The organism is Salegentibacter salegens (assembly GCF_900142975.1).
GTDB classification, from domain to species: domain Bacteria; phylum Bacteroidota; class Bacteroidia; order Flavobacteriales; family Flavobacteriaceae; genus Salegentibacter; species Salegentibacter salegens.
The window spans coordinates 3,172,055-3,191,345 of sequence record NZ_LT670848.1 but is presented as its reverse complement, the minus strand read 5'-3'; the positions used below and the strand labels follow the sequence as shown (position 1 = coordinate 3,191,345).

The 19,291-nt window shown below is 38.5% G+C and carries 14 protein-coding genes; 1 reads left to right on the top strand and 13 read right to left on the bottom strand.

Annotation, left to right across the window (positions count from 1 at the left end):
- The first annotated feature begins 50 nt into the window (after window positions 1–50).
- Complete coding sequence (locus B5488_RS14195) at window positions 51–1,385, top strand: Gfo/Idh/MocA family protein (RefSeq protein ID WP_079735868.1); 1,335 nt, start codon at window positions 51–53, stop codon at window positions 1,383–1,385.
- Window positions 1,386–1,653: 268 nt separating this feature from the next.
- Here the strand turns inward: B5488_RS14195 and B5488_RS14190 are convergent, their stop codons facing one another.
- The 13 genes from B5488_RS14190 to B5488_RS14130 all read right to left on the bottom strand — a co-directional run bounded on the left by B5488_RS14190 (window position 1,654) and on the right by B5488_RS14130 (window position 19,280).
- Window positions 1,654–2,544: an SMP-30/gluconolactonase/LRE family protein gene (locus tag B5488_RS14190; RefSeq protein WP_079736629.1), complete on the bottom strand. Its 891-nt coding sequence runs from the start codon at window positions 2,542–2,544 to the stop codon at window positions 1,654–1,656.
- A gap of 256 nt (window positions 2,545–2,800) precedes the next feature.
- Entirely contained in the window at window positions 2,801–3,787 is a 987-nt protein-coding gene (locus B5488_RS14185) for an aldo/keto reductase (RefSeq protein WP_079735867.1), read from the bottom strand.
- Window positions 3,788–3,823: 36 nt separating this feature from the next.
- Window positions 3,824–5,401 (bottom strand): NADP-dependent glyceraldehyde-3-phosphate dehydrogenase, encoded by a 1,578-nt coding sequence (locus B5488_RS14180; protein ID WP_079735866.1) that lies wholly within the window; start codon window positions 5,399–5,401, stop codon window positions 3,824–3,826.
- A gap of 195 nt (window positions 5,402–5,596) precedes the next feature.
- On the bottom strand, window positions 5,597–6,544 hold the full coding sequence (locus B5488_RS14175) for an alpha/beta hydrolase (RefSeq protein WP_079735865.1): 948 nt from the start codon (window positions 6,542–6,544) through the stop codon (window positions 5,597–5,599).
- Window positions 6,545–6,726: 182 nt separating this feature from the next.
- Window positions 6,727–8,346 (bottom strand): sodium:solute symporter, encoded by a 1,620-nt coding sequence (locus tag B5488_RS14170; protein WP_079735864.1) that lies wholly within the window; start codon window positions 8,344–8,346, stop codon window positions 6,727–6,729.
- A gap of 4 nt (window positions 8,347–8,350) precedes the next feature.
- Window positions 8,351–9,535: an aldose epimerase family protein gene (locus tag B5488_RS14165; protein ID WP_079735863.1), complete on the bottom strand. Its 1,185-nt coding sequence runs from the start codon at window positions 9,533–9,535 to the stop codon at window positions 8,351–8,353.
- Window positions 9,536–9,558: 23 nt separating this feature from the next.
- Window positions 9,559–11,067, bottom strand: a complete 1,509-nt coding sequence (araA, locus tag B5488_RS14160; protein WP_079735862.1) for an L-arabinose isomerase — start codon at window positions 11,065–11,067, stop codon at window positions 9,559–9,561.
- Between the two features lie 77 nt (window positions 11,068–11,144).
- Entirely contained in the window at window positions 11,145–11,849 is a 705-nt protein-coding gene (locus tag B5488_RS14155) for an L-ribulose-5-phosphate 4-epimerase (protein ID WP_079735861.1), read from the bottom strand.
- Window positions 11,839–13,530 (bottom strand): ribulokinase, encoded by a 1,692-nt coding sequence (locus B5488_RS14150; protein ID WP_079735860.1) that lies wholly within the window; start codon window positions 13,528–13,530, stop codon window positions 11,839–11,841. Before B5488_RS14150 ends, B5488_RS14155 begins: the two co-directional genes overlap by 11 nt.
- 278 nt (window positions 13,531–13,808) lie before the next feature.
- On the bottom strand, window positions 13,809–14,915 hold the full coding sequence (locus B5488_RS14145) for a family 43 glycosylhydrolase (RefSeq protein ID WP_231919743.1): 1,107 nt from the start codon (window positions 14,913–14,915) through the stop codon (window positions 13,809–13,811).
- A gap of 21 nt (window positions 14,916–14,936) precedes the next feature.
- Window positions 14,937–15,911: an arabinan endo-1,5-alpha-L-arabinosidase gene (locus tag B5488_RS14140; RefSeq protein WP_079735859.1), complete on the bottom strand. Its 975-nt coding sequence runs from the start codon at window positions 15,909–15,911 to the stop codon at window positions 14,937–14,939.
- Window positions 15,912–15,918: 7 nt separating this feature from the next.
- Window positions 15,919–16,890, bottom strand: coding sequence for a glycoside hydrolase family 43 protein (locus B5488_RS14135; protein WP_079735858.1), 972 nt, complete (start codon window positions 16,888–16,890; stop codon window positions 15,919–15,921).
- A 2-nt stretch (window positions 16,891–16,892) separates the two neighbouring features.
- Window positions 16,893–19,280, bottom strand: a complete 2,388-nt coding sequence (locus tag B5488_RS14130; RefSeq protein WP_079735857.1) for a glycoside hydrolase family 127 protein — start codon at window positions 19,278–19,280, stop codon at window positions 16,893–16,895.
- Window positions 19,281–19,291: the final 11 nt, after the last annotated feature.

Sequence of the window (19,291 nt, the reverse complement as noted above, 5' to 3'; positions counted from 1 at the left end):
ACTAAAAAGTAGTATATTCAATAGTGTACAACCAATTAACTAAAAACAAGATGAGCAACCTCCCAAGACGAAAATTTCTACAACAAACGGCCTTAGCAACAGCAGGTTTAAGTTTATCAGGATCGGTTTTAGCAAATCCATTATCTATTTTTTCCGCGAATGACACCATTAATTTTGGAGTAATTGGTTGTAAAGGTATGGGATGGGCAAATATGCAGGCACATTTAAAATTACCAAATGTGAACTGTATAGCATTGGCAGATATTGACCAGCGTGTTTTAGATGAAAGAACAGCCCAGGTTAAGGAGATAAGTGGCAAGGCTCCAAAACAATATAAAGACTATCGCAAAATGTTGGAAAACAAAGATATTGATGCGGTAATTATAGGCACGCCAGACCACTGGCACTGCTTAAATATGGTAGATGCTCTGCAAGCTGATAAGCATGTTTACGTAGAAAAGCCCCTGGCCAATAGTATAGAGGAATGTAATGTGATGCTCAATGCCGGTAGAAAGTACGATAAATTAGTGCAGGTAGGCCAATGGCAACGAAGTGGAAATCATTATGATGATGCCATAAAATATGTACAATCGGGCGAACTAGGGCAAATTCGTTTAGTAAAATGTTGGGCTTACCAGGGTTGGATGAATCCGGTTCCGGTTAAACCAAACAGCACTCCTCCAGAGGGAGTAGATTACAAAATGTGGTTGGGTCCTGCGCCTGAAAGACCGTTCAATGAAAATCGATTCCATTTTAATTTTCGTTGGTTTTGGGATTATGCCGGCGGTTTAATGACAGATTGGGGCGTTCATGAAATTGACATCGCCCTCTATGCTATGGGAGCTAAATCACCGAAATCAATCTTGGCTTCAGGTGGAAAATTTGCATATCCTGATGATGCTTCTGAAACTCCTGACACCCTACAAACCGTATATGAATTTGAAGATTTCAACCTTCTATGGGAACACGCTACAGGTATAGATGGCGGAAACTACGGAAGAACCGAGGGCATCGCCTTTATTGGAAATAACGGCACTTTAGTGGTAAACAGAGGTGGCTGGGAAGTTATCCCTGAAGGAGAAAATAAAAATGATGAATGGGTAACTAAAACAGAAAAGATCGATTTGATCTCTCCGCAAGGAAATGCCCTGGAAAATCATGCGGAAAATTTTGTCTCTGCTATTCGGGCGAACGATAGTTCAAAACTTAACTGTGGTATAGAAACCGGAAGTATCGCGGCAATTACTGCGCATATGGGTAATATTGCTTATAAAACCGGGAAAAAATTATACTGGAATGCGGAAACCGGATCATTTAACGATAACGAAGCCGATGATTTACTAAAAGCCAATTATCATAATGGTTGGGAATTACCTCAAGTCTAAATTTCAATTTTATACTGTAGTTTAGAGTAGCTACTATTTTTAAAAAATCACTTGAACTCAGGTTTGGTCGTCACCCTGAACTGGCTTCAGAGCCTGCTCCGAATTTTTATCGGAGGTCTAAGTTGAGCTTAAATACTTTCATATTAGATTCCCGAAAAAAAATCGGGATAAAGTCTGAAACGAGTTCAGAATGACGTTATCCAAAACCTATTACGCATAAATTGTAATTGATAATATCATAACAAGATTAAACAACAGCCATCAATATTTACCATCGAACCCCTTTTACATTCATCTGCAAGCTATAAATTGCCTCTTGAGCAGTAATAAAAAGAGTTTGTTGTTTTTTTCCACCAAAAGTCACGTTTGCTGTCCAGTCTTTATCAATACGAATATGCTGGATTTTCTTACCAGATTTATCGAAAATCGTTACTCCGTTTCCGGTAAGGTAAACATTGCCCATATTGTCTATGGTCATCCCGTCTGAACCTAATTCGGTAAAAAGCTTTTTGTCTGTTAGCCTTCCATCAGGATTAATTTTATAGGAATAAGTTTTATTATCCCCAATATCGGCGATGTATAAGATTTCACCATTAGGAGTGCCAATAATCCCGTTAGGTTGTACCAGGTCATCAACTACAATACTTAGTTCTCCCTGTTGATTCACATAATAAACGCGTTCTTCTGCAATTTCCTTCTCAGTGCGTTCCCAGTAATCACGCTGATAATAAGGATCGGTAAAATAAATTCCACCGTTTGGCGCCACCCAAAGATCATTTGGACCGTTTAGACGTTTTCCTTCAAAATCATCAATCAAAACCTTCACATCTCTTTGATGAGTGATTTTCCATATTTCTGAATTTTCATCGGCAGCAGCTAAAAGGTCTTTTTCTACATCAAAATAAAGTCCGTTAGCACGACCGGCATCCTCCATAAAAACTGAAACAGAACCGTCTTCTACAGACCACTTATGTATTCTATTATTCGGCTGGTCAGTAAAATAAACATTGCCTTCAGTATCTGCAGCGGGGCCTTCGGTAAACTCAAATTCGTTAGAAATTAGCTGCGGCTTTTGCCCTTCTTTAATCAATTCCTTTTGAGAATTACAAGAAATAAATCCTAATACGATAATTAAAAACGATAAAAAATTTGGTTTCATATTTTGCATAAAAAAAGCCTTTCTCTAAAGATAAAGAAAGGCTTTTAAAAAATGATTTCTTTTATGTATTCTATAGAAAATATTTCTTGAAATCACCTCTTTTATGAGGTTCTTTGAGCGTCATTCTGAATTTATTTCAGAATCTAAGACCTGAACATCACCCAACATGTTAGAATCCCGAAGAAAATTCGGGATAAAGTCTGAAAACAAGTTCAGCTTGACGAGTATAGTCCCTATATCTAAATTCTAAAAAAAATTACCACCTATTATGAACTTCCTGTTTTAGATATTCATCATAGATTTTATTCATTTCTGTAATTTTTTCTTTGCTTAATTCAGGTAAATCATATACCGATAAATTAGAAAGCAACTGCTCCTCTTTTGAAGCGCCGGGAATGGTACAACTTACTTCCGGAAATTTTAAAATCCATTGCAGCGCTATTGGAGCCAGATTTTGAACTTCAGGAAACAAACTTTTAAGTTTCTTAACTGCTTCTAAACCGCGATCGAAATCTACCCCTGAAAAGGTTTCACCTTTATCAAAAGCTTCACCATTTCGGTTAAAATTTCGGTGATCTTCTTTATCAAAACTGGCATTTTTATCAAATTTTCCAGTTAGCAATCCACTGGCAAGTGGAACACGTGCAATAATCCCGATATCTTTCTTTTTAGCCTGTTCAAAGAAAAGCTCTGAAGGACGCTGCCTGAATAAATTAAATATAATTTGAACGGTTTCAACATTATCATATTCAATAGCTTTTAAAGCTTCTTCAACTTTTTCTACACTAACGCCAAAATGAAGAATTTTCCCCTGATCTTTTAATTTCTGAAAAGTTTCAAAAATCTCGGGACGATAATAAACCTCGGTTGGCGGGCAATGTAACTGGATTAGATCCAACGCTTCAAAACCTGTTCTTTTAAGACTTTCTTCTACATATTTCGTAAGCGCTTCAGGCGTGTAATTTTCTGAAGTATGCGGATTAATTTGCCTTCCACATTTTGTGGCCACATAAATACGTTCAGACCTTGAACGCACCACACGTCCTACTGCTTTTTCACTTAAACCAGCTTCATAAACATCAGCCGTATCAATAAAATTAATTCCTTTATCTATTGCAGTATTAATGGTTTCGTCGGCGGTTTTATCGCTAAAATCTGATCCCCATTTTCCACCTATTTGCCAGGTTCCGAGGGAAATTTCAGAAATTTCAAATCCTGTTTTTCCTAATTTTCTATAATTCATATCAACTTTTTTCTTTTTCAAGGTACAAAAACAACATCATAAGATATAATCTGTACTTACGAAATTGGAGGTTTTTGAGTTTAATAATTCCTGTAAGATCTCATTATTGTAATCATTATCTTTTGAAGCTACAAAGGTCCTGATTGAAAAAGAACGCAATGCATCGTGAACACTTAGGGTACTTACCGCTGAATCTTTTCTTCCTGTAAACGGGAAAACATCTGGCCCGCGCTGGCAGGAACTATTAAGATTTACTCTGCAAACCAAATTTACCAGCGTATCGATAAGTGGAGCGATTTCCTGAATATCCTTACCAAATAAACTCACCTGTTGCCCATAGCTGGACTCGGCCATTTCATCTAAAATCTCCTGAATATCTGTAAAAGGCTTAATAGGAACCACAGGGCCAAATTGTTCTTCCTGGTAAACCCGCATTTTTTTGCTTACCGGAAAGAGAACTGCGGGATAGATATAATTTTCTGAAATTTCACCTCCTTTTTCATTTAAGATCTCGGCACCTTTCTCCCTGGCATCATCAATTAGTTCTTTTATATAATCGGGCTTATCTGTTTCAGGCAACGGAGTAAGTTTCACACCATCTTCCCAGGGATTTCCGAATTTTAAAGCATCTACTTTTTTAGCAAAACGCTTATTAAATTCCTCCCTAATATCTTCGTGAACATAAATAATTTTAAGCGCTGTACAACGCTGCCCGTTAAAAGATAAAGACCCCGAAATACATTCTTCAATAGCCAAATCTAAATCGGCATCTGGTAAAATAATAGCCGGGTTTTTTGCTTCCAAACCTAAAACCAGGCGCAAACGGTTTTTATAAGGATGCTGGTCCTGTAAAGCTATTGCCGATTTACTATTTCCAATAAGCGCTAAAACATCAACTTTCCCTGAAGCCATTATAGGAGCAGCTACTTCCCTGCCGCGACCATAAATTACATTTACAACACCGGGCGGAAAACTGTTTTTGAATGCTTCAAGAAGTGGAGAAATCAATAAAACACCGTTTTTTGCCGGTTTAAAAATCACTGTATTTCCCATAATCAGGGCAGGAATCAACAACGCAAAAGTTTCATTTAAAGGATAGTTATATGGCCCTAGACATAAAACCACGCCCAGAGGCCCACGGCGAATATGCGCGTGAATACCATCGCGCTTAAAGAATTTAGCACTGTCACGGTCTAGTTGCTTATAATCTTCAACAGTATCATTGATATACTCTACCGTACGGTCAAATTCTTTTCGGGAATCGGGGAGCGATTTTCCAATTTCCCACATCAAATATTTTACAACTTCTTCCCGATTAGTTTGCATTTCGGTTACGAAATTCTGCATACAGGAAATTCGTTCTGAAACCTTCATAGTAGGCCAATCACCCTGCCCTTTTGCATAAGCTTTACAAGCTGAATCTAAAACTTCCAGCGCAGAATCTTTATCCATATGCGGGATAGTACCCAGTAAAGTTGGTTTATAATTCTCTGTGGAAGAAATAGTAGAGTAAACCTCATCTGTTTCGCCATCCCATTTAATCAATTCCCCATTGCTAAGATAATTCTCCTGATGAAGCAATTTTGTAATCTGAAATTCCTGTGGTATTTTCATAATTTAAGTTTAAAAAGCTGGTTTAATAAGAGTTAGTTTTAAAATATTTTCTGATTTTTAGAAAAACAACTGTAACCGGGATGAAAACTACAGTTTCATCCCGGTTACAGTTGCTTTTTGTTGTTTATTGTTCTTCTTCAGAATTGGTTAAAAGAACATGCCAGAGGATTTAAAATTACGCAAAAAAACATTTGATCACTCCTCAGAATTGGATATGAGAAATTTATTAACCTCTAACCAGTGAATAAAAGCATCAAACCAGCGATTACTGGTACGGTCTGGATTTCCAAGTCCGAAGCCATGGCCCCCGTTTTGGTAAAGATGAAACTCCACCGGTTTACCGGCCTTATGCCAGGCTTCGATTAAACCAAACTCCCCGAAGAAGAGAAAATCATCGGCAGCAATAACGTTGAACATAGGGGGAGCATCTTCTGGAACTTCTACTGTATTCACCCCCCCATAAATAGGTGCGATGAAAGCCAAATCCATGGTCTGAGAATTCAGCGTAGAATGCATAGTGAGCCCTGCACCTGCTGAAAAACCAATCATACCAATATTATTAGTATCAACACCCCATTCTTCAGCACGTTCTACGATCATGGCGTAAGCGGCCTCGGCATCCTCAAGTTGGTTAGACAGATTGGAGCGCGGACGTTCCGGGCGTGTTTCTGGAGCATCATCTGAAGATTCAGCTGGAGGAGTGGCAGGCCGACTCATGGAGTCCTTAAAGTCGTCTAGCGACTCTGGAGTTGGATGTAAACGATACTTTAGTACAAACGCGGTGATTCCCTGGTCTGCAAGAGCTTCTGCTACTTCCCAACCTTCGTTGCCCAAAGAAAGCCATCTAAAACCGCCCCCTGGCGCCACAATTATTGTGGTACCGTTCGCTTTGTCTGGATCTGGCAGAAATGGAGTAAGGGTGGCTTTAGATATATTTCTCGCCATAGGATCTCCCCACTGACGAAACCAGGTTTCTGAAGCGGGTTGATCTTCAACCCCACCCGTTTCTAATGGAATAGCATTAGGTTCTTGAGGAGTTTCAAGAGGGTAAATTGTCCCGTCTTGCGCCATTCCCGATGCAGCAACGAGGAATAAAATCGACCAAATGGCAGACTTCGCTAAGTTAATTGGTGTGTTAGACATAATAAATTAGTTTTAATGTTAGCAATTCAAAAGATTAATTGTTTATAGCTTTTAAAGCTTTACTTACCATTTCTATCTTATATCGGGAAACCCCAATGCTTCTGCCTGCTCTATCTGGTCGAATTTAATATTCCTCTAAAAGTTCTTTTTTAATTCAATTAAAATATTATTTACTGCAGCAATTATCTTCCGTTAAAGAAAATCATCACTCCAATTACCAATACAACTACCAGAATAGAAACCACAATATCAACCCAATTATAGCTGTTTTTGTTATTTCTTTTTTCTTCTTCAGAAATTGTCTGGAAAGTAAGATTATCGGTTTTAATTTTTGAAGGTATGCTGGTTAAGAAACTTACCACGGTAATTAGAACTACACAGAAAAGGAAGAACCATGCCGCAAAAGTCAAAAAGTTAATATCTCCTACCAGGAACAGGAATCCATCTGGATCTAAAGAATCTTTAAATAACTCCAGGACGATCCTTAATGCACCTACTATAAAACCAACCACCAAAGTGATAAAAGCACCGTGCGCATTAATTCGCTTATAGAAAATCCCTAATAAGAATACCGCAGTAATTGGAGGTGCAATGTAAGATTGAACCTTCTGCAGGTATTCATATAACACCCCTGAGATATTCGCCATAATTGGGATCCATGCAATACCAATTATCACGATAACTACAGTTGCAATTTGACCAGTTCTTACCAATTTTTTTTCCGGAGTATTTGGCCTCAATTTTTTATAAATATCTACCGTAAATAAAGTAGAACAGGAATTAAATACCGAAGCTAAGGAGCTCATTAATGCAGCCAATAAACCAGCCGCTACAAGCCCACGTAATCCTGAAGGCAATAAATTACTCATCAAAACAGGAAAAGCTTCATCTGGACTATCCCAATGCAGCTCACCACGCATCTTAAGGGTAAGCGCTATAATACCGGGTATTAAGAATAAAAATACCGGAAGTAATTTCAGCAAAGCGCCAAAAATGGTTCCGCGTCTTCCTTCTTTAATGTTTTTAGCGGTAAGTGCACGTTGCACAATATATTGATCGGTACACCAATACCAAATACCAACAATTGTACTGGTAATTAAAAGGGACGGCCAGGGGAAATCGGGATCTGATGCCGATCGCCACATATTAAGGTATTCGGGGGTCACGGTTTCTTTCATGCTAACCCAGCCTCCTACTTCATCTAAACCAATAAAAGTAAGGGCTGCTGCACCGAGAACAAGAATAATTGCCTGTAAGGTTTCAGTATAAACAACGGCGCGCATTCCACCCAAAACGGTATAAATACCGGTTAAAATTACTGTAGAAAGTGCACCGGTCCAGAAATTAATTCCCAGTAAGGCAGATACTACGATACCCCCGGCGTAAATGGTTACCGAGATTTTTGTAAGTACATAAGCTATAATAGAGAATACGGATAGTACCCATCTTGACCTGGCATCAAATCGTTTTTCAAGAAATTCTGGCATGGTAAAAACCCCGCTTCGGGCATAAAAGGGTAAAAACACCCAACCTAAAATAAGCACCACCCAGGCCTGTATTTCATAAATAAGCATGGGCAGTTTATCTCCCGCTCCCGCACCGGCCAAGCCAACTACGTGCTCTGATCCAATATTAGAGGCAAAAATGGATGCCCCAACTACAAACCAGCCAACATTTCTACCGGCCAGGAAATAATCTTCGGTATTGGATTGCTTTTTTCTAATTACCCAAACAACGATTCCGGCTAGAACCAGAAAATAAAGGCTAATCGCAATCCAGTCAAAAGTATCTAATGCTTTCATAAACTTATTTCACAGAAAATTTAAAACTTGTTTTTGAAGAATAGGTTTCTCCAGGTTTTAATACTACTGAAGGAAAACCTTCCTGGTTTGGAGAATCTGGGTAATGCTGGGTTTCAAGGCAAAATCCACTTCTATGTCCATAATTTCCCTCACCATTTGCCTGCGGAAGTGTGCCGTCAAGAAAGTTCCCGGAATAAAACTGAATTCCCGGTTCGTTTGTGTGAACCTCTAACATTCTGCCACTTTCTTCGTGATAAGCTGAAGCAGCAAAACGCATCCCACTATCCTGTTGATTTAAAACCCAACAATGATCGTAACCCTGGCCACGTTTCAGTTGCTGGTTTTTTTCTTCAATATGCTGTTCTACTGTTTTGGCTTCACGGAAATCAAAAGGAGTACCAGCTACTTCTTTTAATTCTCCAGTTGGGATCAAAGTTTCGTTTACCGGTAAAAATTCATCGGCATTTATTTCAATTTTATGATCTAAAATAGTTTCAGAAAAATTTCCTGAAAGGTTAAAATAAGCATGCTGGGTTAAATTTACCACCGTTGTTTTATCGGTAGTGGCTTTATAATCAACATCCAGCGCATTATCATCAGTTAAAGTATATACTACCGTAGTTTCCAGTTTCCCAGGATAACCTTCTTCCATATCTTCACTTATATAAGAAAGGCTAATGGAATTTGCACTGGCATCATCAACAGTCCAAACCACTTTATCGAAACCTTTTTCCCCACCGTGCAGATGGTTCTGCCCGTCATTTTGAGCCAAAGTATATTCTTCACCATCTAAAGTGAATTTTCCCTTAGCGATTCGGTTTCCAAAACGGCCAATTAAAGCTCCAAAAAACGGATTGTCTTTGGTATATTGTTCCAGGGAATTGAATCCTAAAACTACATTCTCAAATTCGTCGTTCTTATCGGGAGCTTTCAATGAAGTGATTCTACCACCGTAGGTAATAATTTTAACTTCCATACCATTATCGTTGGTGAGTGTATATTGCGCTACTTTCTCTCCGTCACCTGTGGTACCGTAGTCTTCTTTTTGCATTTCCGTTTTTTGGCTTTTTTCGGTATTCATTTCATTTTCCTTGGTTTCAGCCTCCTTGTCAGCATTTTTACATTGAATAAAAAACAAGGACAGAAAAACTATCCCAAAACCGAAAAGATTATTTTTTGAAATATTCATAATTAGATGCGTTAGATTAGAAATTACATTCCGTGTTGAAACATATGGTAATATGCCTCGTTGGCATTTATTTTATCTTTGAATTCCCTGATACTGGTCTTTTCATCTATAACCAGTAATTCAATCCCGGCGATATCGGCAAAATCTTCCAAAAACTCAGTGGTTAATGCCTGGGTATACACCGTGTGATGCGCTCCCCCGGCTAAAATCCAGGAAGTCGCTGCAACTTCCAGGTTTGGTTTTGCATCCCACAATACGCGTGCTACCGGTAAGTTTGGTAAATCGGCTTCCGGGGCAACTGCTTCTACTTCGTTTACAATTAACCTAAACCTGTTGCCCATATCTATTAACGAGGCATTTAAAGCATCACCCTTTGGAGCGTTGAAAACCAATCTCACGGGGTCTTCTTTCCCACCAATTCCAAGCGGATGAACTTCACAGGTTGGCTTAGCATCAGCAATTGAAGGACAAATTTCCAGCATATGCGAGCCTAAAACATAAGATTTTTGTGGTGTGAAATGATAGGTATAATCTTCCATAAAAGAAGTCCCTTCTTCTAATCCAACAGCCATAACTTTCAAAGCCCGTAAAAGCGCTGCGGTTTTCCAGTCGCCTTCTGCGCCAAAACCATAACCATCGGCCATTAAGCGTTGTACGGCAATGCCGGGTAATTGTTTCAGTTTACCAAGATTTTCAAAAGTATCGGTAAAAGCTTTAAAACCACCTTCGTCTAAAAATGACCTTAATCCTAATTCGATTTTAGCCGCATCAACCAAAGAAGCTCTTTGTGAACCACCTTCTTTTAGGTCTTCGCTTAAATTATAATCAGCGTCGTATTTCTTAAGTAAGTCATTTACTTTTTCTTCGGAAATTTTATCAATATGCGCTACTACTTCTGAAGAATCATAACCGTTTACGGCCATTCCAAATTTCATTTCGGCAGCAACTTTATCGCCTTCGGTAACGGCTACATTGCGCATATTATCGCCAATACGGGCTACTTTTAGATGCTGAAGCTCGTCCCATCCTAAAACCACGCGAGACCAAATTCCTAATTTTTGCTGCACGCGATCGGTCTTCCAGTGGCCAACAATTACTTTACGTTTTTTACGCATTCTACTCATCATAAAACCAAATTCCCTATCACCGTGCGCCGACTGGTGGAGGTTCATATAATCCATATCGATTTTACCCCATGGAATTTCGGCGTTAAATTGTGTATGTAAATGGCAAAGTGGCTTTTTAAGTAAAGTCAATCCTTTTATCCACATTTTGGCGGGAGAAAAAGTATGCATCCAGGCAACAATTCCAATACAGTTTTTGTTGGCGTTGGCATCCTGGCAAATATCGGTGATCTCATCGGCCGTTTTCACGGTGTCTTTCCACACTATTTTTAACGGAAGGTGTTTGGAATCGTTAAGTCCGTTTACAATTGCTTTTGAATCGGCTGCGACCTGATTTAAGGTTTCATCGCCATATAAATGCTGGCTACCGGTAACAAACCATATTTCTTTTGCTTCTATATTTATCATTTGAATTCAGAATTATTTAGTTTTTTAAAAAACCTCACAGGTTTTTGAAGCCTGTGAGGTGATTATTGAGATAGATATTAATTTTGGCCGTAATAGGCATTTTTGCCGTGTTTACGTTCGTAATGTTTTTTGATTAAGGAATCCTTCATCCTTGGTGCTTCCGGATTAATTTGTTTGGTAAGCAATGCCATCTTAGCTACTTCTTCCAAAACTTTACTATTGTAAACCGCTTTAGCGGCATCTTTTCCCCAGGTAAAGGGACCGTGATTACCTATTAACACCATAGGCACTTCCTCGTAAGAAAGGTTTTTATCTTTAAAACAATCCAAAATCTGGATACCGGTATTATGTTCGTAATTACCTTCTATTAGTTCATCACGCATTGGTGGTGCGCAGGGAATATCGGCGGTAAGATGATCGGCGTGGGTAGTTCCAAAAATAGGAATATCTAATTGCGACTGTGCCCATGCTACCGAATAAGTAGCGTGGGTATGGGCAATTCCGCCAATATTTTCCCAGTTTTTGTAAAGAAAAGCGTGGGTTTTGGTATCTGAAGATGGTCTCATTTCCCCTTCAATCACATTGTTTTCAAAATCGAGAATTACAATATCTTCAGGCTTTAAGGTCTCATAAGGCACACCGCTAGGTTTTATGGCAAACACCTTTTTTTCACGATCTACGGCACTTACATTTCCAAAAGTGTAGATCACCAGGTTTAAGGCATCAAGTTCCATATTGGCCTCGTAACATTCCTGTTTTAATGCTTTGTAACTAGAGCTCATTTACAGTAGATTTTCGGTTTATATTATTTTCAACAAAAGCGCCTAACTCTTTATATTCTTCCATTAAACTGGCATAGGTTTCCAAAGCTTCTGTTTCGGGGTGATATTCTGCTTCAAAATCGCTACCCAGTTTTTTACTGGCTTCGATCACATTTGGATAGATACCGGCAGCAACCGCGGCATAAACTGCAGCGCCAAGCGCGGGAGCTTCATCTGAGGAAGCAACTTTTATAGGCATATTAAGCACATTGGCCAGGGTTTGCATAATAAACGGAGATTTTCTGGCAACGCCTCCAATCCCAATCACACTATTAATCTTCACTCCTTCTTCTTCAAAACGATCTACAATTTGTTTTGAACCAAAGCAAATCGCATTGATAAGCGCTTTAAAAATATGTGGTGCTTTTGAACCAAGAGATAGTTTTGTTATAGCACTTTTTAATTCCTGGTTGGCATCGGGAGTTCTTCGTCCGTTAATCCAGTCTAAGGCAATTGGAATACTTTCTGAAAGCGGAATTGCTTCAGCGGCTTTAGAAAGTTTTTTGATAAAATCTTTATCAATTTCATCTTTAAGTTTTTCTTTTTGTTCTTCGGAAATAATATCTGAATTAAAAACCAGGTTTTCTAAAGGCCAGTTAAGCACATCTTTAAACCAGGCCAGCACATCACCAAAAGCCGATTGCCCGGCTTCTAAACCTATCATTTTTGGAATTACAGAACCATCTACCTGGCCGCAAATTCCCCGAACCGTTTTATCTCCCACATTTTCCTGTTCAGAAACAATAATATCGCAGGTGGAAGTTCCCATAACGCGAACTAAAGTGTGCTTATCTATCTTTGCACCTACGGCGCCCGAGTGGGCATCGAAGGTACCAACCGCGATCACACAATCGGTAGAAAGTCCTAGTTTATCAGCCCATGCTGCACTCAAATTTCCGGCAACTTCATCTGAAGTATAGGTTTCTGTATATAATCTATCTCTTAATTCACCTAAATAGGGATCCAGCTGATTCAGAAAATCTTTAGAGGGAAGTCCGCCCCAGCTTTCGTGCCACATGGCTTTGTGACCGGCAGCGCAGCGGCTACGTTTAAAGGAGGGTAAATCCTGATTTTCAATGAGCATAAACGTCATTAAATCGCAATGCTCCATCCAGGAATAGGCAGCGTCTTTAACCGCTTCATCCTCACGAATCACGTGAGCAATTTTTGCCCAAAACCATTCAGAAGAATAAATACCGCCTTCGTATTTGGTGTAATCTTCTCCACCCCAATTTCTAGCCAATTCGTTAATTTCATTGGCTTCGTGAATTGCAGTATGATCTTTCCAAAGCACCATCATCGCGTTTGGATTTTCTTTAAAACCTTCTTCAAAAGCCAGCGGTGTACCTTTTTTAGTTACCGCAATTGGTGAGGAGCCTGTGGTGTCTATACAAATTCCCTTTACGGCCGCACCATCAATTTTAGTTTTTGCTAAAACGCCTTTTATGGTTTTTTCTAAGCCTTCAATATGATCTGCCGGGTTTTGGCGAAATTGGTTAGATGCCGAATTACAATATTTCTTCTCCTGCCAGCGCGGATAATAAAATGTATCAGTAGCCAGTTCTTCTCCACTCCCGGTATCCACAAGCACTGCTCTTACCGAGTCAGTTCCATAATCCAGGCCTATAACATAGTTCTTCATTCTTTCAATTTTATTCTACAGAAACAAATATAATAATTTCCTTATATTAAGTGTGATAAAAACACTTGTGAATTTAAGATTTCTTTAATTTTAAAAATTCCAGGAATATTGCTTTAATTCAAACATTCTTCTTCTTCCACTGAAAAAATGTTTTCTGAAGCCTCAAAAGAATTTTTATTAAATAAGTTAGGATTTACTAATGTGATATTTTTGTTTTTCTTCTCATTAAAATATGACATTCTCTTCCTAATAAATTTGATTAATAGACTTGTCTTTTTTTAATAAAATTCAAAAACCGGCCTGCCGTTGTTATCAAATTTTACTTCCATCATTCTTGCATGACGATTAGGATCGTATAAAGGATCTGCTTTAATTTCTTCTAAAGGTCTTTTATCTGTCGCAGGTACCATTTTTGGATTTCCAACAGCATTTTCGTAATCTCTTGCATGATAAATCATTAATGGATCTCCATTTTCATCGACAGTAAAGGAATTATGTCCCGGACCATAAAGTCCTTTTTCTTCATTGGTTTCTAAAACCGGATATCTTGACTTTTTCCAGGAATTTCTATCCAATAAATCAGCATTTTCGTCGGCTTCCATCATTCCCATACTATAAGAAGCTCCTGTAGCACTTGCTGAAAAGGTGATGTAAATTTTGCCATTGTTTTTAATCACCGCAGCACCTTCATTCACCCAAAAATCAATACGTTCCCAGTCGTAATCTGGCGTGGTTAGCATAAACTGGACTGTTTTTAGCTTGATAGGCGATTCCATTTCAGCTAAATATAAATTAGAAGCAGCGAATTGTCCACCAGTTTTTTCTGCCCAACAGAAATATCGTTTTCCATTGTGCTCAAAGACAGTTCCGTCTAAAGAAAAATCGGTAAAGCTTTTGGGATCATCATCTGCTGCTTGCATCATTCCAAGTTCCACCCATTCATCTTTTAATGGATCCTGACCTTTCAATTCCAACACATAAGGTCTCAACTTCCATATATCGTCTTCTTCACTAGCTGCAAAATATACATACCATTTTCCATCTAAATAATGAATTTCGGGTGCCCAAATGTGACGACTCATCGGTCCACTTTCGTGCTTTTCCCAAACTTTAAAGGGCTCTGCATTTTGCAAACCCTCAATGGTTTTTGCTCGTCTTATTTCAATAGCATCGTAAGTGGGCACAGAACCTGTAAAATAATAGTAACCGTCTGTATGCTTGTAAATAAATGGATCTGCGCGTTGTAGTACAATGGGATCGTTTGACTTTGTGATATCTTTACCATCAGCCGCATGATCTTGCGCATTTAATTGCGAAGAATTAGCTACTGCCAGCAAAGAAAAAACTACAAGTACTAATTTTATTAATGATTTTGCCTTCATCATGAGTTTGTTTGTTTTTAATTATTATTTCAACGGGGCAACAGTTGGCCAGCCCTTGTCCCAGCTTAATTCTTTAATTTTAAGTTTTGGAGCACCTTCATCGTTAGCATCATAAGCGTGAAAGAACATATAGTCTTTCCCGTTAAAAGTATACGTACTATTATGACCGGCACCATACCAATTTTCATTACCCTGGATAACTAAAGTACCGCCACCTTCATTTAAAGGCTTACCTTCCTTATCTACATAAGGTCCTTTTACATCTTTGGATCTTCCTACAACTACTTTATAGGTACTTTCATCTCCACGGCAACAAAGATCCCAGGAAAGAAACTGATAATAATACCCGTGCTTTTTAAAAATAAATGGTGCTTCTAAGGCAGCATCTCCGGGATCTTCATTAGGAATTTCAAAAGAACGTTCTCTTCTGGCTATGGTATGCCATTCTTCAGGTTTAGCTATAGATTTTAGATCTTCATTCATCTTCACCAATTTTAACCCGTTCCAGAAAGATCCAAAAGACATCCAAACCGTGCCTTCTTCATCCTCGATCATATTAGGATCTATGGCATTCCACATATCGCGATTGGGAACAGATTGTACCACTATCCCGTGATCTACCCACTCAAAATCATCATCTTCGGGATTTAAAGTTTTGTTTGTTGCAACGCCAATTGCTGAAGTATTTTTTCCAAAGGAGGAAACTGAATAATATAAATAATAAGTGCCGTTTTTATGAAAAATATCTGGAGCCCAAATATGGTTTTTAAAATCTTCAACAACCTCATCTGTCCATTCCGGTTTTTCTGAAAATACCGGTTCTTCTCTTTTCCAGTTTTCCAAATCGGTAGAACTGTGCACTGAAATCCCTCTTCCGGTGTTAAACAAATAAAAGGTTCCATCCTGCTCTGCAACCACTGGATCGTGCACTCTAATTTCCTGGGCATCTACTGAAAATGCCAATAGAAATAAGAAAATAAATAAATTTGAGATTTTCATAGTTTTATTATTTAACTGGCTCCTGAATTCCTTCTGAAGTCATTTGAATTCTTTGTATAGTTCCATCTTCATTATAATAAAGTCTATCTATACAAACCGATCTTCTAAAACTACCGCCGTTTGGTTGAATACTTCCATTATGATATACAAAGTAATCTTTACCTTTAAACTCCAGAATTGCCTGATGATTGGTATTGCTATTTCCTGCAACTTCGTTTAAAAGACCTTTATATTCCCAGGGCCCGGTAACCGATTTACTCATAGCATAGGCTGTTTTTTCAGGAAAGCCATAGGCATAAGTTAAGTAATACCAATCTCCTTTTTTATGTATCCAGGGTGCTTCAACAAAATTTGGTAAATCCACAGTCTGAATTTCGCCATCCATTTCTATCATATTATCCTTTAACTTCACATAATAGCAAACGGTATTTCCCCAGTACATATAAGCCTGCCCATCGTCGTCTATAAATACGGTAGGATCAATATCGTCCCAACTAATATCTGTATATTCGGTAGTCATATCGTTAGTGATAAGTGCTTCCCCAATTGCATCTTTAAAAGGCCCCACAGGGCTATCAGAAACTGCCACTCCAATAGCTTTCCCCGGATGTGAATCATCGTGTTCCACAGTCACGAACCAATAGAATTTCCCGTCTTTTTCAATCACTTCAGCCGCCCAGGCATCTCCTTTAGCCCATTCAAAATCTGAAGGTTTTAAAGGCACAGGGTGTTCTTTCCAGTTTACCAGATCTGCAGATGAATAAACCAACCATTCATCCAACTTATAAAAGTGAAGATCTTCCGGGGCCTCGTCGTGGCCCGCATATAGATAAACCGAATCATTATGGACAATAGTTGCAGGATCTGCAGTAAATTTCTCAGTAATAATAGGATTATTGAAGTTTTGCTCTGATTGGCCGAATATTGTCGCTACACCGAAAAGCGTAAGACTGAATACTAATACTGTGTTCTTTTTCATTGCTATTTCATTAACTTAATATCGTAAACTCCCGCAGTACTAAAGCCACTTTCAGCTTCAATACGAATAGTTAAACGTTTGATGTTTTTTTCTGTGATTTTTTTTGGCAACTGGTAATCTTTAGTATAGAAATTTTCGGCTTTTTCTTCTTCAAAATGTTCCTGACCTACTTCAATTCCATTGATGAAAATCCTGAATTTTCGATTAACATCCTTTCCAAAATAAGTCAGCCTTATTTTCTGTGCCTGGTTTTTATCGTCTTTTAATTCGTAGCTAAACCACCCTGAAGCGTCTCTCCAATGTTCTCCTAAATTTACACCGGTATTGGATTCCTCACTTTTTATAAAATGATCTGACTCGGGTTGTTGCTCCCCGGGTGCGACCTGGTCTATTGTTAATTCAGCCAAATCTCTTTCTATCTTTTCACTCTTTGCTCTTTCTTTCTGAATATTCTCATAGCTTTCCGGGGTTTCTATGGGTAAATAAATGGCATAGCGGGCTTCATGAATTTCGTAGAAAGGAACAAACTCCAGATTTTTAAATTTCTGTGGAAAGATTATTTCTTCTGCTGAAAATTTTAAATTCTGATCATTAACGCGTTTTATCTTTTCTAGCCAGTTTTCATCATTTTCAGCTAAAAATACAGGCAAATCAGAAAGCGCTATTTTTTCACCTTCAGCAATATGGCCACCTCTGCTATCATCGGCAAATTGACCTTCAAGATCTTTATCGCCCAGTTTTGTAGCCAGGATAATAGGGCCATATTTTAATGCTACGAAATCTGAATCATCCGGTAGTCTTTCAAAATCCAATTTCATCGGAAATTTGACATGAATTTCGTCTCCATTTTCCCATACCCGATCAATTTCCACGTAGCTCCCTGGTTTATTATCGTGTTTGTAAAGCTTGTTATTAATAAAAATTTCTAATTCTCCTTCAATAGCCCAATCGGGATATCTCAAACGCAATTTGAAAGTCTGCGGTTCTTCTGTTTCAATAGTAAGATTTGTAGACTCAGAATTTGGAAAACCTGTATTTTGAACAAGTTTAAGATTCTTTTCCTGCCAATCGAGTTCTGAAGAAATAAATAAATTCACAAACAGCGCATCATTGGTGTGCGCATAGATAAATTGGTTGTATTTTCCATGGTTTTCCATTCCTGAACCAACACAGCACCAAAAACTGGTCTCTGGCTGAGAATAAACCCTATAATGCCCCGGTCTCATTGGGGTAAAATACACAAAACCTCCTTCTTCCGGGTGTTGTGAAGATAATATGTGGTTATATAAAGCAGTTTCGTAATAATCTATATATTTTTCATCTGGTTCAGCTAAGAATAATTTTTCGCTCAACCTCAGCATATTATAAGTATTGCAGGTTTCGGGACCCTGCACACTGGCAATCATTTCTGAAAAATCATCTGTAGGATGAAAATGTTCTCTTACACTATTTCCGCCAATGGCCACTGTTCTTTGGTTAACCACATTGTCCCAGAAAAAAGTTGACGCCTGGTGATAATCACTTTCACCATTTAGACTGGCAATAGTTTCAAAACCAATAATTTTTGGAATCTGCGTATTAGCGTGCATGCCATTTAAAACATCTTTATTCCGGGCTAATGGATCTAACAATTTTCTATGAGAAAATCGCTTAGCTAATTCTAAATATTTTGACTCACCGGTAATTTGCGCCACATCAGCAAATACTTCATTAAGTCCGCCGTGTTCTGAGATCAGGATTTCCTGCATTTGCGCATCTGAAAGTTGCGCAGTAGTATCCAGCATCCAATCGGTAAAATCGATCAACATTTCTAAGGCAAGTTCATTTCCTGCAATAAGATAAGCATCTCTTAAACCGGCGTAGGTTTTATGAATATTGTACAAAGGCACCCACCTATCGTTCAAGCTAAAGTTACCCGCGTTAATGTTTCCGTTAGCAATTTCGTTCCAAATTTCTTCACCACCTGGAACTCCACCTATGTAACCATTAGCATTAGCATCCTGAACTCTTTTTAATTCATTTATGGCATATTCCATTGCATGTCGTGCTTCTTCGCTGTTGGCAGAAGCATACATTTGGGCTAAAGCGGTTAAGTAATGACCGGCTGTATGCCCATCTAAACCCGTGTTTTCCCAATTTGTATAAGATTTTTCGCGGGGTTCTAAACCGGCTTCAGCTAAAAATGGGGCGAGCAACTTATCTGGATCTAGTTTCAAAATATAATCTAAATCTGTGTGCATAGCCTCTTTAAACATACTTTCAGAAAGTTTTACATCTTCAAGATGAAACATTCTGGTTTCTGAATTTTGAGCAAAAATACAATGACCTGAGGCCAGGCTAAGTATGACCAGAATCGCTGTACAATAATATGTTTTGAATAGTAATTTCATTTAAAACTAAT

Coding starts and splice junctions, on each gene's coding strand:
- araA (WP_079735862.1), bottom strand. CDS start 11,067: ATGATAAATATAGAAGCAAAAGAAATATGGTTTGTTACCGGTAGCCAG.
- B5488_RS14130 (WP_079735857.1), bottom strand. CDS start 19,280: ATGAAATTACTATTCAAAACATATTATTGTACAGCGATTCTGGTCATA.
- B5488_RS14140 (WP_079735859.1), bottom strand. CDS start 15,911: ATGAAAATCTCAAATTTATTTATTTTCTTATTTCTATTGGCATTTTCA.
- B5488_RS14180 (WP_079735866.1), bottom strand. CDS start 5,401: ATGAAAATACCACAGGAATTTCAGATTACAAAATTGCTTCATCAGGAG.
- B5488_RS14155 (WP_079735861.1), bottom strand. CDS start 11,849: ATGAGCTCTAGTTACAAAGCATTAAAACAGGAATGTTACGAGGCCAAT.
- B5488_RS14170 (WP_079735864.1), bottom strand. CDS start 8,346: ATGAAAGCATTAGATACTTTTGACTGGATTGCGATTAGCCTTTATTTT.
- B5488_RS14145 (WP_231919743.1), bottom strand. CDS start 14,915: ATGATGAAGGCAAAATCATTAATAAAATTAGTACTTGTAGTTTTTTCT.
- B5488_RS14195 (WP_079735868.1), top strand. CDS start 51: ATGAGCAACCTCCCAAGACGAAAATTTCTACAACAAACGGCCTTAGCA.
- B5488_RS14150 (WP_079735860.1), bottom strand. CDS start 13,530: ATGAAGAACTATGTTATAGGCCTGGATTATGGAACTGACTCGGTAAGA.
- B5488_RS14185 (WP_079735867.1), bottom strand. CDS start 3,787: ATGAATTATAGAAAATTAGGAAAAACAGGATTTGAAATTTCTGAAATT.
- B5488_RS14190 (WP_079736629.1), bottom strand. CDS start 2,544: ATGAAACCAAATTTTTTATCGTTTTTAATTATCGTATTAGGATTTATT.
- B5488_RS14175 (WP_079735865.1), bottom strand. CDS start 6,544: ATGTCTAACACACCAATTAACTTAGCGAAGTCTGCCATTTGGTCGATT.
- B5488_RS14165 (WP_079735863.1), bottom strand. CDS start 9,535: ATGAATATTTCAAAAAATAATCTTTTCGGTTTTGGGATAGTTTTTCTG.
- B5488_RS14135 (WP_079735858.1), bottom strand. CDS start 16,890: ATGAAAAAGAACACAGTATTAGTATTCAGTCTTACGCTTTTCGGTGTA.